The 15,616-nt window shown below is 45.7% G+C and carries 13 protein-coding genes; 9 read left to right on the top strand and 4 right to left on the bottom strand.

Annotated elements, in window-relative coordinates; all coding sequences use genetic code 11:
- Window positions 1–16: 16 nt before the first annotated feature.
- Window positions 17–403, bottom strand: a complete 387-nt coding sequence (locus ACN08Z_RS05200; protein WP_419103524.1) for a LysM peptidoglycan-binding domain-containing protein — start codon at window positions 401–403, stop codon at window positions 17–19.
- Between the two features lie 583 nt (window positions 404–986).
- Here ACN08Z_RS05200 and ACN08Z_RS05195 point away from each other — a divergent pair.
- A complete protein-coding gene (locus ACN08Z_RS05195) occupies window positions 987–1,538 on the top strand; it encodes a hypothetical protein (RefSeq protein ID WP_419103523.1) in 552 nt (183 codons plus the stop codon).
- 13 nt (window positions 1,539–1,551) lie between these two features.
- On the opposite strand, the gene ACN08Z_RS05190 is transcribed toward ACN08Z_RS05195, so the two are convergent.
- Window positions 1,552–1,767, bottom strand: a complete 216-nt coding sequence (locus ACN08Z_RS05190; RefSeq protein ID WP_419103522.1) for a helix-turn-helix domain-containing protein — start codon at window positions 1,765–1,767, stop codon at window positions 1,552–1,554.
- Between the two features lie 238 nt (window positions 1,768–2,005).
- Between ACN08Z_RS05190 and ACN08Z_RS05185 the strand changes: the two genes are divergently transcribed.
- The 3 genes from ACN08Z_RS05185 to ACN08Z_RS05175 are packed head-to-tail and all read left to right on the top strand — an operon-like array spanning window position 2,006 to window position 5,613.
- A complete protein-coding gene (locus ACN08Z_RS05185; RefSeq protein WP_419103521.1) occupies window positions 2,006–2,644 on the top strand; it encodes a flagellar biosynthesis protein FlgA in 639 nt (212 codons plus the stop codon).
- 8 nt (window positions 2,645–2,652) lie between these two features.
- Window positions 2,653–4,023, top strand: a complete 1,371-nt coding sequence (locus ACN08Z_RS05180; protein ID WP_419103520.1) for an AAA family ATPase — start codon at window positions 2,653–2,655, stop codon at window positions 4,021–4,023.
- Window positions 4,024–4,083: 60 nt separating this feature from the next.
- A complete protein-coding gene (locus ACN08Z_RS05175) occupies window positions 4,084–5,613 on the top strand; it encodes a sensor histidine kinase (RefSeq protein WP_419103519.1) in 1,530 nt (509 codons plus the stop codon).
- 110 nt (window positions 5,614–5,723) lie between these two features.
- On the opposite strand, the gene ACN08Z_RS05170 is transcribed toward ACN08Z_RS05175, so the two are convergent.
- Window positions 5,724–5,972: a WhiB family transcriptional regulator gene (locus ACN08Z_RS05170; RefSeq protein WP_419101533.1), complete on the bottom strand. Its 249-nt coding sequence runs from the start codon at window positions 5,970–5,972 to the stop codon at window positions 5,724–5,726.
- Between the two features lie 265 nt (window positions 5,973–6,237).
- On the opposite strand from ACN08Z_RS05170, the gene ACN08Z_RS05165 reads away from it, so the two are divergent.
- Entirely contained in the window at window positions 6,238–6,600 is a 363-nt protein-coding gene (locus tag ACN08Z_RS05165; protein ID WP_419103518.1) for a hypothetical protein, read from the top strand.
- Here ACN08Z_RS05165 and ACN08Z_RS05160 read toward each other — a convergent pair.
- Window positions 6,584–10,345: an FtsK/SpoIIIE domain-containing protein gene (locus ACN08Z_RS05160; protein ID WP_419103517.1), complete on the bottom strand. Its 3,762-nt coding sequence runs from the start codon at window positions 10,343–10,345 to the stop codon at window positions 6,584–6,586. The genes ACN08Z_RS05165 and ACN08Z_RS05160 overlap by 17 nt on opposite strands.
- Window positions 10,346–10,694: 349 nt before the next feature.
- On the opposite strand from ACN08Z_RS05160, the gene glf reads away from it, so the two are divergent.
- The 4 genes from glf to ACN08Z_RS05140 are packed head-to-tail and all read left to right on the top strand — an operon-like array spanning window position 10,695 to window position 15,571.
- Window positions 10,695–11,882 carry a UDP-galactopyranose mutase gene (gene glf / locus ACN08Z_RS05155; protein WP_419103516.1) on the top strand — a complete coding sequence of 396 codons (1,188 nt, stop codon included), beginning with the start codon at window positions 10,695–10,697 and terminating at the stop codon, window positions 11,880–11,882.
- Window positions 11,883–11,906: 24 nt separating this feature from the next.
- Window positions 11,907–13,901 carry a glycosyltransferase gene (locus ACN08Z_RS05150; RefSeq protein ID WP_419103515.1) on the top strand — a complete coding sequence of 665 codons (1,995 nt, stop codon included), beginning with the start codon at window positions 11,907–11,909 and terminating at the stop codon, window positions 13,899–13,901.
- A complete protein-coding gene (locus tag ACN08Z_RS05145; RefSeq protein WP_419103514.1) occupies window positions 13,898–14,782 on the top strand; it encodes an ABC transporter permease in 885 nt (294 codons plus the stop codon). The genes ACN08Z_RS05150 and ACN08Z_RS05145 overlap by 4 nt, the downstream gene beginning before the upstream one ends.
- Before the next feature lie 6 nt (window positions 14,783–14,788).
- A complete protein-coding gene (locus ACN08Z_RS05140; RefSeq protein ID WP_419103513.1) occupies window positions 14,789–15,571 on the top strand; it encodes an ABC transporter ATP-binding protein in 783 nt (260 codons plus the stop codon).
- Window positions 15,572–15,616 lie beyond the last annotated feature (45 nt).

Here is a 15,616-nt window from a genome sequence, read left to right as displayed (position 1 = left end):
GGTAGGGTGGGTGGTTCTAGGTGTTGGGAAGAGTGAGTTTTTCTCCTGGATATATGGGTGCTTCGTAGGCACGTAGGAGTTCCTGATTATGTTGGTAAATCTGGTAGCTATATTCCAGAATGCTGCTAGGCGTTGCGTCTTCTCCTAAATGTGTTTGTGCAATGTTCCAAAGGGTGTCTCCTGCTTGAACAACGTGATCTTTTGCGGGGGCTTTAGTGTGCACGCTTCGTGTTGATGTGGTGACTCCAAAGAGTGGAGTGAGCGGAATATATTCTTTCTCTGAGGCTGAGAGCATGATGTGGTGTAGAGAACTATTTTTGGCCTCATATCCAGAAGATCTTTTTTCGGCAGAATCATGCTGAGAAATTTTTGACGTAAAGAATGTCGTCAACGGAGGGCTCATAGGCTTGGACTCTATATTCTCTACTTGTCCTTGCCCTACGCAAGTGATTGCGGTTGCTGTTTGTGTGGGGGAGTACGCCTGTGCTGGAGTGCAGATAACGCCAATCCCGATTAGCGCTAGTGCACAGTTTTTGAGGCACGTCGGTGCCCACGAGGGAAGGTGAAGGCGCCTGTGAGGGTTTCTCTGCTGGAATCGGTATGAACGCAGAATGAAGAAGATACTTGTACACCACCAAAGCAGGACTAAACCACTGAGACAAAGGACGAACTGTACATATACATAATCAAGATGTGTTGGTTTTGTGGTGGTTAGTGCTAAGCGAGAGCCGAAAATTGTGCATATTGCGAGGAGAGGTGTTCCAACGCTGAGAAGATAGTCAGTTCTTGAACAGCTGACTTGGGCTTTACCCAACATGCTCGTTTGATACATAAACACCTCTTATTATGCTATTTGATGTAGTTTGATATCTTTAGATAGAGTATGTACTGTCTTGATGTTAAAAGTAAAGAGTTTTAAATAATTTTTCATAGAAAATAGAAAAAAATATCTTGATGAGAACCAAAGATGGGATATACAAGTGTCGATGGAAAAGATTTTTAGAGACTACGAAGCTCAACTCGATTCACTGCGACAACAAGAGATAGAGTCATCTGCTCAGGAATCGCGACGTGCAGAATTTGCAAAAATCCAGCAGGTGGACCGTTTAGCAGCACAACAAGGACGTCGTATTCGAGTATGTTGCCATCCGTCCATACTGTGGAGTGCAGAGCTTGAAACTGTAGGTAACGGGTGGGTGCAGCTTCGCTCGACAACAGAAAATATTCTGATACCCCTACGCTCTATTCTGTGGTGGGAAGGCGAAAACAGGCGCTCTCAACTAGATGCGGGAGCGATTACCAGAAAACTTAATTTTTCCTATGCGTTTCGAGCGCTTAGTGTAGCTAGAACACCCCTACGTATTTTTCACCGTGATTTTGTGACAACGACTGAAGGGACAGTTGAAAAAGTAGGGTTAGATTTTATAGAAGTTGCATTACATCCGTTAGACGGGCAATACCGTTCAAGAAATATTACTGGTATGCGTGTTGTCGGACTAGAAAATGTGGGGGCAGCTTGCTCCCCTCGAAACGTGTGATATCAACCGAAAACTAGGTTAACTGATTCTGCTCAATAGCTTGTTCAGTCTTTTGATACGCTTGTGCGATATATTCTTCAAGTTTGACGTCTTCAACTCTCCACTGACCTCGTCCGCCAATTTGTATGGCAGGAAGCTCACCTGAACGCACGATAGCGCGTGCTTGAGCGAGAGAAATATTGAGAATTTCTCCAACTTCTGTCAGTGTGTAAAAACGTTGCTTGACCATAAAAATATCCTCGTTAGCGTTTGAAAGAGGGGATAGCTGTTCATTACTATAACCCGTATTTCATGCTATTTGATAGCGGATATTGAAATGTGCTCTACTTTGATGATCACAAGGTGGGGTTATCCACAGATTTATGGTAAAGAAATGAAACTTTTGTTTTTGAGATGCTAAGAATCTGAAAATTCAGTAGGCTGTTACCCAAGCCCAAAACTGCCTAGAGAACTGACAGAAGTCCCTCATGAAAACAGACCCCAAAGCACCTAAAGCCTTTGCCTCACGGTTACAAAAACCTGGTTTTAAAGACCCGAAGCTACTTATCGGACTCTTTCTGATTCTTATGTCACTCACCGGAGTTATCACCGTCGTCAATATCTCCAACCAAACAAAACCCTATTGGGTCACGACACGAGAAATCTATGTCGGAGAAGAAATCAGCGAAAAAGACCTCAAAAAAGTAGACGTCCGACTCAGCGAAGCCTCCTCGCACTATCTCTCTACAGAAGACAGCGGAACACCACATATTGCAACCCAATTTATTGGTGCACACCAGCTCATACCTAAAAACTCTCTCGGAGAAGTCGAACAAAATGACCGTAAGAAAACAACAATCGTTCTCGACTCCACCATTGCATCAGGATATAAAGCAGGAGACCTCGTAGATGTTTGGGTATCTTCAAAGAACGAGACCGGTAACGGATACGCAACTCCCGTGCGTCTAATGGAACAAGCCGAAATAGCTCGTATCAACAGCGAAGATTCAGTCCTTGGCTCTACCGGAAAAACCGCCCTACAACTGCTCGTTAGTGAAGACGTCCTCTCCTCTATTCTCCACGCCACCTCTAACGACAGCAAAATATCGTTAGTTCCATCTTTCTAGGAAAACCTATGAATATCCCCGTAGTTGTTTTAGGTGATACTGCTGGACAATATATCCAAGCAATTGAACGTCAACGTGGCGCCATCAACGTTGTACGACACGTTCAAGAACTCAGTGACCTCATCGGTATCGCACATAGTGGTATAGCGCGTGTTGCCCTGCTCGTCAGCGGCTATGAAGACCTCACCGCATCATTAGTGCATCAGCTCTCTGAATCTCAAGTCATCACCCTTATCATCGCAGACCCTGGCGAAGCACCCCACATCGCCGGTGCTCATACCATCAGTTCCCTCACTGACACACAAGAACTCCTCAACCAGATTGAACAGATTACCTTCACCGAAGAATACAAAAAAGACGGCGAACACCATCAAGAACCTGAAAAACGGGAGGAAGACTCTCCTCGCAACGCGGATAAAGAACCCCAAGATGAGGGGCCATATAACGCAAAAATTCTCACGGTCTGGGGTGGGGCAGGGTCACCTGGACGATCAACAATCGCCATAAACCTTGCCGTATGCGCAACTCAAGAACAAGAAAAAGTATGTCTGATTGATGCTGATACCTACGCCCCATCAGTGAGCGCACTTTTAGGAATGTTAGAAGACTACTCTGGTTTAGCTCAGTTATGTCACCTTGCAGACAGGGCAACATTAACATCAGAGAACATTCATGAGATCATAAGTACTATCAAAATTGAAGGTGGCTACCTCGACGTCATTACTGGAATCACACGTAGCGACCGTTGGCCAGAAATCCGTTCTCAAGCATTCGAACTTCTTCTAACAACCTTGCGCCAAAATTATGACCTCATCATTATCGATACCGGATTCTGCATAGAAGAGGACGAAGAAATTACTTTTGATGGGGTCGCACCAAGTCGTAATGCGGCAACGCACGTTGCCTTAGAATCTGCAGACAACATCATTCTGCTCGGCAGCGCTGATGTACTAGGAATCCCCAGACTGCTGCGCTCGTATGAAGAACTCCAAGAGTTCCAACAACGAAGAAACCTCAACGCCACCGTCGATATCTGGGTTAATAAAGTTCGTCCAAACTCAGTAGGAAACCGACCTGAAGAAAAAATACTGCAATCATGGCAACGCTTTGGCCCCGAAAAACCTATTAGAGGCTTCATCTCTCACGAACCGTCTATCGTTGACAAATGTGCTCTTTCTGGGAAAACCGTTGTTGAAGTTTCCAAACAATCTCCGATGACACAAACAATACGAAACATGTTATCGACACTTACAACAGGTGAAGAAAAATCTGCACAACATGCGAATCAAGAAGGAGCTACGGTGGTGAGTGTTAAACGCCATGACGATAGCCCCAAACCTCCAAAAAAACGGTGGTGGAGGAAGAAAAACTCTACCTAACAGGTGGTATCGTCATGTGTGTAGATAATCAAGACGAGCTGCACACCAAGGGGCAGAAGAATGCTTAGAGAAGCCACCATTTATTCTGAGAACCTCAGTCCACGAGACTCCGAATGGTTACATTTACTTCTCGGTGATTGGCAGATTATCGCTGACGCTGCCCACGGAGACCTTGTCCTCTGGCTACCCCAAAGTATCGAACCACCACACCAATTTATGAGTGTGGCACAGGTGCGTCCTTCTACTGTGCATACACTGTTTCACCGCGATATGGTGAACAAAACTATGTATGAAGATCTTGTCCCTCATGCAGAACAGGCATGGTCTCAAAAAACCGTTAAAAAGTTTTCTCACATACTGCCAGAAACCGGCACACGAACTAACACCTGTATGGTTCCCCTCATGAGGGAAGAACGGGTTATTGCCTTATTGACCGTACACACAGAATTATTTGACGCACGTATTCCACCGAAAGTTGAATTGATGTGTCAAAAGTTTTCTATGGATCTTTTACAAATGGTCACTCGTGGAGCATGGCCTGAATTTACTGCCCCCGTAGGAAGCTCTCGTGGTAACCCACGAGTTAGCGACGGGGTGATTACTCTTGACGCAGAAGGCAAAGTGCTTTTTGCATCCCCCAATGCCGCCTCAACCTATAAAAGATTAGGGTTAAAAGAAGAACTAGAAGATACACGACTTGTCGATAAAACACGAGAACTCATTCCTTGCGGTGAGAAAGCAGACGAAACGCTTCCACTTGTGCTCACCGGCAGAATGCCATGGCGTGGTGAAGTACGAGCAAACAACACAAGCGTGACCTTTCGCGCAATTCCTCTTCGACGGCCCACAGCGCTTGGAGAAGAACGCTATGGTGCAGTACTACTATGCCGTGACGTCACTGAACTACGCCGTCGCGAGTTAGAGATGATGACCAAAGATGCCACCATCCGAGAAATACACCATCGTGTTAAAAATAATCTTCAAACAGTTTCTGCGTTGCTACGTTTGCAATCTCGACGTATGCACACCGAAGAAGCTAAACAAGGACTTGAGGAGGCGATGAGACGTGTGGCAACTATTGCATTAGTACACGAGACACTCTCTCAAGGGCTGACACAAAGCGTAGATTTTGATGAATTAATTCAGCGCCAATTCCGTTTTGCTGCAGAGTTAGCTTCCCCCGGTCAGGAAGTTCGTACCGTTCTTGAAGGAAGTTTTGGGGAGCTGCCGAGTCAGTTTGCCACTCCATTAGCGCTGATTATTAATGAGATTGTTGCTAATGCTGTTGAACATGGCTTAGCTGGTCAGGCGGGAACTGTTATTCTTCGTGGGGAGAGAGGCCATAACAAGGCCCATGAAGATACTTTAAGAATCACTATTACTGACGACGGCGTTGGTATGGGAGATACCAGTATCCCTGCCTCAGATAATGCCGGTTCCTTGACGATTAGTAACGATGAGGGACTTGGTATGCAGATTGTTCGTACTCTTGTGGCAAGTGAATTGAACGGTTCTATCCGTTGGCGTCCCGCCGAACCACAAGGAACTGAAGTTGTTATTGATGCAGTGTTGGTTGATACAGGGGAATAGTCTTTCCCGTAGTTCTAGGAGTACCCCTTTGGGGAGATAAAATAACAGCGAGGTTTCCTATCTCCTTCATAGTTGAGAGATGAGAAACCTCGCTGTTAGATGCGGTATGTTTAGGAAGCTCTACGAGCTCGGGCGACACGTCGTTTAATGGCACGGCGTTCGTCTTCACTTGTTCCACCCCAAACACCAGAATCCTGGCTAGTTTCGATGGCCCACTGCAAACAGGTGTCCATAACCGTGCAGTTGCGGCACACCGTTTTTGCTTCTTCAATTTGGAGAAGAGCCGGACCACTATTTCCTACGGGAAAAAAGAGTTCTGGGTCTTTCTCCAAACAAGCAGCACGGCTACGCCAATCCATGAGCACGTTCTCCTTATAGACCTGAAGCACCCAACTAATAGCTGCATGATGCTTCTACAACAAATCAAGGCCCCTAACGTTAGGGGCCATATCAAACCTCAATAAGGTTCGCACGTAATGAACTTATAGACAAGAGTTTTAACCGGAAAAATGTCAATAAAACTTGAGTGTTCTATCACAGAGCATCACGCAACCGTTTCTGAGCAGTCTAAATCTGAGATAGGATGTCTTCCGGTGAACAGTTCGACAATACAGGGGAGTGCCGATGCTAGGATATAACGCACCAACAGCCGTTAAAACAGTTTCAGTGTTGGTCTTTCTTCAAGCCCTTTGTATCAGCGTATATGCTGTTTTACTCACTGTATTTGCTACCGATCTTGCCGTTGGCTTACCTCTGACTTTCTGTTTCATTGCTATTGCGTTGTGTCTGGGGTGGAGTGCCTATGCGTTGCTTAAGGCTCGTGGATATGCGCGTTCACTGATTCTCGTGTGGCAACTATTTATCATCATTATTGCGGTTCAAGCTGTTATCGTTTCGGGGCATATCCTTGCTCTCATCGTGCTTCTGAGTGCGGGGGTAAACACCATCGTATTGTTTAGCTCTACAGTGTCTAAATATCTTCAATAGCTAGGGGCACCTGGCAGCATCTTTGTTCCTGAGATTCTATGAGAACAGCTCTGCCTGGAGGTATTTTGCCTTCTGTCATCGCAGTGTAGGGGAGTTGTAGATGTGGGTAGAACTGTAACTCAGCATGCCCTTGAGGTCGTAGCAGCACCCCCTGCTGTGCCGTTTTAGCTGCTACTGCAAGTGGCAGATGTGACCAACGTGCTTCTGGACTGTAAACATAGAACATATGGCGGGTTTGAAAACTAAACTCTAAGAGAGCCTTCTGCGCTTCTGAGCTTAGATAATGGGCATCATCTACAAAAACGATGAGTTGTTCTGGGGCAGATATTTTTTCTAAAAGTTCTTTGAGGCTCTGAGCAGAACTCGTTTTCTGCCCGTGAATCAATAAGCCAGCATAGTGCTGGTTGCTATGTTGTAGGACTTTGAGCGTATTTGTTTTACCGCTACGGGTACCCCCGACGATAGGAGTATATGCTCCTGAAACGATGGGGATATGTACAGTATTTTTTGCGGTTTCTACACCGATAGCTAAAGATGCGCTATCCGAATATTTATGGGAGTTTTGGATAGCTGTTTGCCATCGTTTCCACGAGATATGTTCTGGTATTTGTTCGAATAAAGGCTGTGTGATGGGGAGTTCTTGCGCTAACTCTTCATAAGAACAATGAGACGGGTAAACTAACCCCGCTCTCATCTTTTCTGAACCTTTAACGCGGTGGAGGGCTTCTCCTTCCAACGTAAACTCTCCTGATGCTGGTATAGGGTAGTTCCGTTGATGGGCCCGCAGAGGGTCATGTTCAACGGTGTGTGCCGAATATAATGCTGTGCGTGCAATAGTGGAGAATCTTCCCTTCAAAGGTTGGCGCGCGGTGACTAATACCGTGCGTTGAGGAATCTGGTCGATGAGTAGTGAGAGAATCAGGTTTTCTAAGGTACGTTCTCGGGCGTAGTTTTCGAGCCAGACATCAAGTGCGTCAAAGAGAATGACTTGTGAATTGTTCTGAGGAGGATGAGATATGAGATGTTCAATAGTATGTCGTAAAAATTCTGGGTCATAGGGGCTTACTAAAACTTTAAAACACGCGTTTTTCCCTTCTGGCTGAAGTGCTCTCATCTTTTCATAGAACCGTGTATCTGCCGTAAATAGGTAGAGGTCAGCACCCATATGTGCTGCTTGGGCAAGGAATGAATAGAGATAATTTTCTGTCTCGTCGGGGGTTCCTACGAGGGCATAGGTTCCTTCTTCTGGGCAGAAACGTAATCTATGGTGTAATCCTTGAGCGGGAAGCTCTAACACCCCACCAAAATGCTCTTGCCGATGAGATGCTCTGTAATGCAGATGATGTTTGTCTGGTGCGGGAAGAATAGGGCTTTCGAAAACTTTGGTGAATTCAATATGTTCGAGGTAACTGCGAAGTATAGAATCTTCGTCATGGCTCTGCTCAACTACAGATGGAGGATGCTGTGAAGAACCAATGTATTGGATAGTCAATGGTGTTTTTGGTTGGTGTGCTGGGGTGTCGATAGACACCCCTTGGAAGGGGAGCAACTGTTCATCTGTTTGATAAATAAGCCCTGCACCGGGTGTTGAAGCTGATATTTTTGATGCGGCGTCACTATTGATGAGGCTCATAGATTCTTGTACTGAAGAAACCCGAAGACAAAGTGTCGTGGCGATATTAGCTCGAATATCTGATGCAACGCTTCCTTGCGGTCTTTGCGTTGAAAGAATGAGATGTACTCCCAAAGAACGCCCGATACTGGCAATAGCCACAATATGTGAGTGAGCTTCTGGGTGGGCATCTATCAGCATTTTATATTCATCAATCACAATGACGAGTTCTGGAAGTAGTCCAGAACTTGAGGTGTGCTGTTTGAGGTAATCGGTGTAGGAGCTACAACCTAGGGTTGCAAAGTGTTCTTCTCTACGTCGTAACTCTGCTCGTAGGAAGAGAAACGCCCGCTGTACGCTAGAGGCATCAAGATCAGTTAGGAAAGCGCGCGTATGTGGCACCTGAGCAAAAGGACTAAATGTGCTCCCACCCTTATAGTCGATGAGTACTAGTCCAAGACGTTCTGGCGCATATTGGTAGAGCATCGACAGCAATAAGGCTCGAAGCAGATGTGATTTTCCAGAGCCGGTAGTTCCTGCAACAAGCCAGTGCGGTCCATCTTGATTAAGTCCTAGATAATGTTCTTTCCCGTCAACAACTCCAACGAGCACATTAATTTCTAATGGGATTTTGGGTGGAAGCATCTGATATAACGGATGCGTTTGTGTAAAGAGCGAGAATGACTCAATGCTGCTAGATATTAGCTGATGTTGGTGATTTCGATGGTGGCGTAACTGTCGACTGATGGAGTTTGCGAAGGCCTGAACACTCATCTGGTTGGCTAATACTGTTATGGATTGCTGGCTATCTTCTGGTACGTATCGGGAGAAATAACTGGGAGTATGCACCGTTATGAGAGAGGTATAAGGGTTTTCTTGTAAAAGCGTGATGCTATTTTCTGCCATATGTGAGGAATGTGAGAGATCCTCTGGTGAGGTACAGATGAGGAGATAATTTTTTTCTTTCTGGAGGTGTTGTGGTTTTTCTGAAGAGTAGGTTGTAATAATCCACGGCCTATGACACGAGTTAATGTCTGCCGTCTCGATAAGAGTGAGGGTTTCTAATAGCGCGTATTCTGCAGGGTATTCGTGAATGAACTCTGGCGTAAAAATAATGGTGTGCTTATGCTGCGAACATATTTGTAGAAGTAAAGAACGTAAAGCTCCTTGTGAGATATGTGTATAGATACGTACGGTATCTTTCTCTCCGTATCTTAAGAAGAAACCAACATCGTGTATGAGAGGTAGATGCGTTAGATGTGAGTTTTTGTGAGTGAGTGCTGCATAGCGTTGAGTTCTGCCAAGGCATAGAATCCTTGGCTGGTGTTTGGGGGAGTACCCCGGACAGCCTGCATGATGAACATGATTGGCTTGGTCTGCATCTTCCTGCGCTTTGGTCTGTATAAAATCACGGTATTGTGTGTTCTCATGCCTAGTCATCATCCAATGGACGCCCATGAGTACAGAAGTTGCTACTGAAAAGAGAAGAAAAATCCACGTATGCATGAGCCACGCAATGAGCACTCCCAATGCTAATGGCATGAGTGTCATCAGCGCTCGTTGAAGAGTGTTTTTAGCGGTCGCTGGTGGGGTGATGTCTAGCGGAGCTAGCATTTCAGGTGTTAGTGGACGATGCCTACATGAAAGGTCTTGAATTAGGACGCAGAGCGAATCCCCCATACGGAATGGGGTATCTAGAGCTAACGAAACTGAGGTGTGCTCATCGCGGTGAAAAAGTAACTGTGTAGGAGATATTGTGATGGTTCCGTTGTGAGGGGCTAAGGCCATATCTGCGATAGTGATATCGCAATCAGAACGTCCAATAGTGTATGTTCCACGTGTGAGTGGGTATATTAGGCCGCAGTCTGGGCCACTTTCAACGCAGAGGTAACAGATAACTTTTGAATGGTGGGGAAGGCTTCGAGGCTCGGTGTTTAAGATAGTTCCTGAGGGTAACAACCTAATATCAGTCACCTTTGAGAGGGCAAGGTCGTGGACGTATAGTGGCGGTATCTGCGATGAGTGTTCTAAAGCTGCTTGGAATGAAGCCCCGCAAATTTCTTCATGCGTTTCAACACGGATAGGTGTGTAGGTGTCAGCGTTGTGGTGATATATCAAGAAAAAGCGCTCCATACGTCCATTAGAGCTAGCGGTATAAGGGCGCTTCAAGAACCTCGCAATAAGATGTGGATAACTTGGGATATTTCTTAAATATCTCTGAAAGTTTTCCCCAAAATAAGGTATATATTGACTTCTTCATCACTTTTTGATGGATTAATCACTTTCAAGTGCATGAACCGCTGTGAGGACACGAGAGATACAATAGAAATTCAGGTAGTTTGTTTACTGAATGTTTTTGTTGATATGTCTTTTAATAAAAGCATCATAAGAACCACCCGTTGTAGCGCTGTTGGGGGCTACGCCAAGATAATAAAGAAAGCTTGAGCGGCTTATCACTCAAGCGAGAAGTACAGGAGTATTTGTGAACGCTGATCTTGTTGTCGTAGGTTCAGGTCTTTTCGGACTGACAATCGCAGAGCAAGCCGCTACTGAATTGGGACTGAAGGTTGCGCTTCTGGACCGTCGTTCTCACATTGGCGGTAACGCATACAGTGAAAAAGAAGAGCGCACTGGTATTGAAGTGCACCGATATGGTGCGCACCTATTCCACACCTCAAATGAACGTGTTTGGGAATACGTCAACCGTTTTACAGAGTTCACGGACTATAAACACCGCGTATACGCACAATATAAAGGCATCGTTTACCCCCTACCTATCAACCTCGGAACCATCAACCAGTTCTTCAACGCCGCATACTCTCCTGCAGAAGCTAAGGCTCTCATCCAAGAACAAGCTGGAGAATTTGCTGGAACTGACCCCGCAAACCTGAATGATAAAGGTATCTCTCTTATCGGCCGTCCGCTGTATGAAGCTTTTGTTAAGCACTACACCGCAAAACAATGGCAGACCCCGCCTGAGAAACTCCCCGCATCTATTATTTCTCGTCTTCCTGTGCGCTATAACTACGACAACCGTTACTTCAACGATAAATATGAAGGTCTTCCTGTAGACGGTTACGCTGCATGGTTAGAGCGTATGGCTGCACACCCCAATATTGAGGTTCACCTGAACACTGACTTCTTTGAAGATGGCCATGAATACTCTCGTTCAAAAGTTCTTGGCCAGATCCCTGTTGTCTATACTGGCCCTATTGACCGATACTTCGATTACGCTGAAGGTGACTTGTCTTGGCGTACTATCGACTTGGAAGAAGAAGTCCTTGAAATGGAAGATTTCCAAGGCTGTGCAGTGATGAACTACTCTGATGAAAACGTTCCGTTCACCCGCATTCACGAGTTCCGTCACTTCCACCCAGAACGTGACTACACCAAAGACGCCACCGTCATTATGCGTGAGTACTCTCGTTTTGCAGAAAAGGGCGACGAACCCTATTACCCCATCAACACTGACAGCAATCGTCAAAAACTTCTTGCGTACCGCGACCTTGCCGCAGGGGAGAAGAGCGTACTCTTTGGAGGACGTCTTGGAACTTACAAGTACCTTGATATGCACATGGCTATTGGCTCTGCACTATCAATGTTCGATAATAAAATTCGACCTCACTTCGAAAAAGGCCAGAAAATTGTCTCTGGCGGAGTAGAGGTATAGGTTATGGGCGCTAAAACTTTAACCATGAAGACTCTACAACGCGTTATCTTCCCTGAACGTGAACAGACCGATACTATCCCTCTATACGTAGATTCTGGTATTGCTACTGGTGTGCAACTCTCACACGTCTCAGGTGCACTCACCTCTAATGATTCCCTAGACACCGCAGACACAACAGAACGCACCGACTCTGCAAACCTTGGTTCGAAGGTGTCAGAAACTCAAATCGAGGACTTTATCGGTCGTAGTTCTACCCTCATTCGTTCCGGAACACGGCTTTCTTTTGCCACCTACTTCAACGCTTTCCCTGCTTCTTATTGGAAACGTTGGACAAACCTGACCTCTGTGCGTTTGCAAACACGTACGAACGGCACTGGAACTATCGTTGTGTATAAGTCCAATGCACGCGGGTCTATTCAGCGTGTTGATTCAAAGAGCCTTTCTGGTAAAGAAACCACAGAATTCGATTTGACGCTTAAACCCTTTGGTGACGGCGGCTGGTACTGGTTCGAGCTCATTGCTAGCGGTGAAGATAACCTGATTCTTCACTCTGCTCAGTGGATGGGTGAAGACGACGGTAAAACTGCAGGGAAAATTACATTGCAGATTACCACCATGAACAAACAAGACTTCTGCCTAGATAACCTACGTCTGCTGGCAAAAAATCCAGAAGTTTTGGAAAACCTTCAAGAAATTCTTATCGTTGACCAAGGTAGCCAAAAACTTCAAGATGCTGAAGGCTTTGAAGAAGTCGCAGCGCAGCTTCCTGGAAAACTACGCATCATCAATCAAGGTAACTTGGGCGGATCTGGTGGTTTTGCTCGCGGCATGTATGAAGCAGTAGAAAACGGTAGCGACTACGCCCTTCTACTAGATGACGATGTCGTCGTTGAACCAGAATCTATTATTCGTCTACTCACTTTTGCCGATATGTGCCGTAAACCTACTATTGTGGGTGGACACATGTTTGACCTCTACAACCGTACGGTCTTACACACCTTTGGCGAGGTTGTAAACCGCTATCGCTTCCAACCCTCATTACCTCACGCAGATCAATTCCTTGGACATGATTTCTTGCACGGTAGCTTGCGTAATACCCCATGGTTGCATCGTCGAACCGACGTCGATTACAACGGTTGGTGGATGGACCTCATCCCAACGCAAGTCATCAAAGAAATTGGTCTTTCTCTACCCATCTTCATCAAATGGGATGACGTGGAGTACGGTCTAAGAGCTAAAGAAGCTGGATACCATACTGTATCTCTACCTGGTGCAGCTGTTTGGCACGTCTCATGGGCAGATAAAGATGATCTTGTTGGTTGGCAGGCATACTTCCACATTCGTAACCGCATCATCACCTCATTACTCCACTCACCTTATGAGCGTGGCGGAAAGCTCTTACAAGAATCTTCGTTTGCAGATGTGAAACATCTTATTTCGATGCAGTACTTTACTGAACATGGAAGAATTATGGCTTTACGCGATATTCTTCAAGGCCCCGAACAGCTACATACGATTTTGTCTGAGCGTCTTCCCCAGATTCGTGAACTTGTACAACAGTACTCGGATGCACAATTCAAAGAAGACATCGAGTCCTTCCCCGAACCGAAGATGCACAAGCCCCCACGTAATGGCCGCGGTTTTGCGCCACCATCCTATAAGAGCTTGGTTCCTTGGGCTGTTAAAACTCTTGCAAAGCAGCTTGTTAAACCTGTTGAAGATACCTATAAGAACCGTCCACAGGCACATATTGCCCACCTCGATAACCGTTGGTGGCGTATGTCCCAGTATGATTCTGTTTTGGTTTCTAATGCAGAAGGTTCTGCCGTTTCATGGTATAAACGTGACCCTCAGCAGTTACGCTCTAAACTTGTTGAATCAACAAAACTGACGGCACAGATTCTTAAGAGCTGGCCTCAGCTACGTCAGCAATACCGCGCGGCTGCTACTGAATTGACTTCTTTTGAGTCATGGAAGAAAACGTTTGACCAACATACTGAATCTGAAATTACTCGATGAAAAATCTTGCTGATATTCCTTTAACCGTTCCGGGCTCAGGTCGTGGTCTACGCGATATACCCTCCCATAAATATCTTCTTAAACTTCTTGTTGATAAGGAGATTCAGGTTCGTTATCGCGGATCTGTGCTAGGTATTTTATGGTCGTACATTAAACCTGCTGTGCAGTTTAGTGTGTTCTATATTGCCCTTGGCGTGTTCTTGGGCCTAGAACGGGGAATGCATAATTACGCCATCTACCTTTTCTCTGGAATGGTCATTATTAACTTCTTCTCCGAGGGGTTTAGTAATGGGGCGAGGGCACTCATCGCTAATGGTTCTTTGATTAAAAAGATTTACCTGCCGCGTGAGCTGTTCTCTGTCTCAACGGTTTGGGTGGCGTTGATACATTTTGTTCCGCAAGTGGTGGTGCTTTTAGTCGCCTGTTTCTTTGCAGGCTGGTCACCAGATGTGAAACAGCTCGGTGCCGTTATCGTTGCCACGATTATCATTATGATTTTCTCTTCAGGGCTGGGGCTAATATTCGGTGTAGCCAATGTTTTCTTTAGGGATTCTGAAAACATCGTTGATATGTTGTTGATGATTGCAACATGGATTTCTCCGGTGCTGTATTCGTGGACGATGGTGCGCGACACCCTTTACCCCTGGGTTATTAACCTTTACTTGCTGAACCCTGTGACCATTGCTGTAGAGCTTTATCACTATGCTTTTTGGATGCCAACTCTTGATGAAGCAGAATTAGCGTCTTCGGTTGCTGCACAGATTCCACCTCATCTACTGACGTTTTGGACGCCTGTAGCGATTTTAGTGTCGTTGTTCTTCTTGTGGCTGGGAGATATTTTCTTCCGTCGTTGTGAAGGCAACTTCGCTCAGGAGCTCTGATTATTGATGAAAGTTAAAAAGTTTGACTTACCTCCAGTGAACCCTCATGGTACTGTGGTCATTCGTGTTGATAGGCTTATCAAACGTTTTGTGCTGCGTCATACACGTTCTATGAAAGAAGCTTTTATTTGGCTTGTCAGCGGACGTAAAGGTGACCTGAACGAAAAGTTTAATGCCGTCAACGAAGTGACCTTCGATATCCGCGAGGGGGAGCGTGTTGCCTTATTAGGTAAAAACGGTTCTGGAAAATCTACCATGCTTAAGCTGATATCTGGTGTGATGGTTCCGGATTCTGGTCGGGTGCTGACTCGTGGCCGTATCGCAGGTCTCATTGAAGTGGGTGCAGGTTTTCATCCTGACTTGACCGGACGCGATAACGTCTATTTGAATGCCGCTATCCTTGGTATGAGCAAAGACGAAATTACCGAAAAATTTGCCTCTATTGAAGAGTTCGCAGAAATTGGTGATTTTATGGATACTGAAGTGAAGTTTTATTCTTCAGGCATGTATCTTCGACTTGCTTTTGCGGTAGCAGTACACACAGATCCAGAAATTTTCTTAGTTGATGAGATTCTTGCTGTTGGTGATGAAAAATTCCAGAAGAAGTGTCTGGAACGTATCCGCCAGTTGTGTTTGGCGGGAAAGACTCTTGTTGTGGTGAGCCACGAGCTAGATATGATTTCAAAGATTTGTGATCGTGGCATCATCATGGACGGTGGACATATGGTTTTTGACGGGCCTGTTGACGATGCCGTGAAGATTATGCGCGGTGAGAGTCTCGACTCCTAACCAATAATTCTCATCTTGTGGTAGATGATTCGTGCGGGGTAACAC

This window comes from Rothia sp. P7181, assembly GCF_048513015.1.
GTDB lineage: Bacteria > Actinomycetota > Actinomycetes > Actinomycetales > Micrococcaceae > Rothia.
This window is presented reverse-complemented; position numbering and strand designations above follow the sequence as displayed.

Excerpts from the sequence above, each read along its gene's own strand:
- ACN08Z_RS05200 (WP_419103524.1), bottom strand. The coding sequence starts at position 403 with ATGAGCCCTCCGTTGACGACATTCTTTACGTCAAAAATTTCTCAGCAT.
- ACN08Z_RS05180 (WP_419103520.1), top strand. The coding sequence starts at position 2,653 with ATGAATATCCCCGTAGTTGTTTTAGGTGATACTGCTGGACAATATATC.
- ACN08Z_RS05165 (WP_419103518.1), top strand. The coding sequence starts at position 6,238 with ATGCTAGGATATAACGCACCAACAGCCGTTAAAACAGTTTCAGTGTTG.
- ACN08Z_RS05145 (WP_419103514.1), top strand. The coding sequence starts at position 13,898 with ATGAAAAATCTTGCTGATATTCCTTTAACCGTTCCGGGCTCAGGTCGT.
- ACN08Z_RS05150 (WP_419103515.1), top strand. The coding sequence starts at position 11,907 with ATGAAGACTCTACAACGCGTTATCTTCCCTGAACGTGAACAGACCGAT.
- ACN08Z_RS05185 (WP_419103521.1), top strand. The coding sequence starts at position 2,006 with ATGAAAACAGACCCCAAAGCACCTAAAGCCTTTGCCTCACGGTTACAA.
- ACN08Z_RS05190 (WP_419103522.1), bottom strand. The coding sequence starts at position 1,767 with ATGGTCAAGCAACGTTTTTACACACTGACAGAAGTTGGAGAAATTCTC.
- ACN08Z_RS05170 (WP_419101533.1), bottom strand. The coding sequence starts at position 5,972 with ATGGATTGGCGTAGCCGTGCTGCTTGTTTGGAGAAAGACCCAGAACTC.
- ACN08Z_RS05160 (WP_419103517.1), bottom strand. The coding sequence starts at position 10,345 with ATGGAGCGCTTTTTCTTGATATATCACCACAACGCTGACACCTACACA.
- ACN08Z_RS05140 (WP_419103513.1), top strand. The coding sequence starts at position 14,789 with ATGAAAGTTAAAAAGTTTGACTTACCTCCAGTGAACCCTCATGGTACT.
- ACN08Z_RS05195 (WP_419103523.1), top strand. The coding sequence starts at position 987 with ATGGAAAAGATTTTTAGAGACTACGAAGCTCAACTCGATTCACTGCGA.
- ACN08Z_RS05175 (WP_419103519.1), top strand. The coding sequence starts at position 4,084 with ATGCTTAGAGAAGCCACCATTTATTCTGAGAACCTCAGTCCACGAGAC.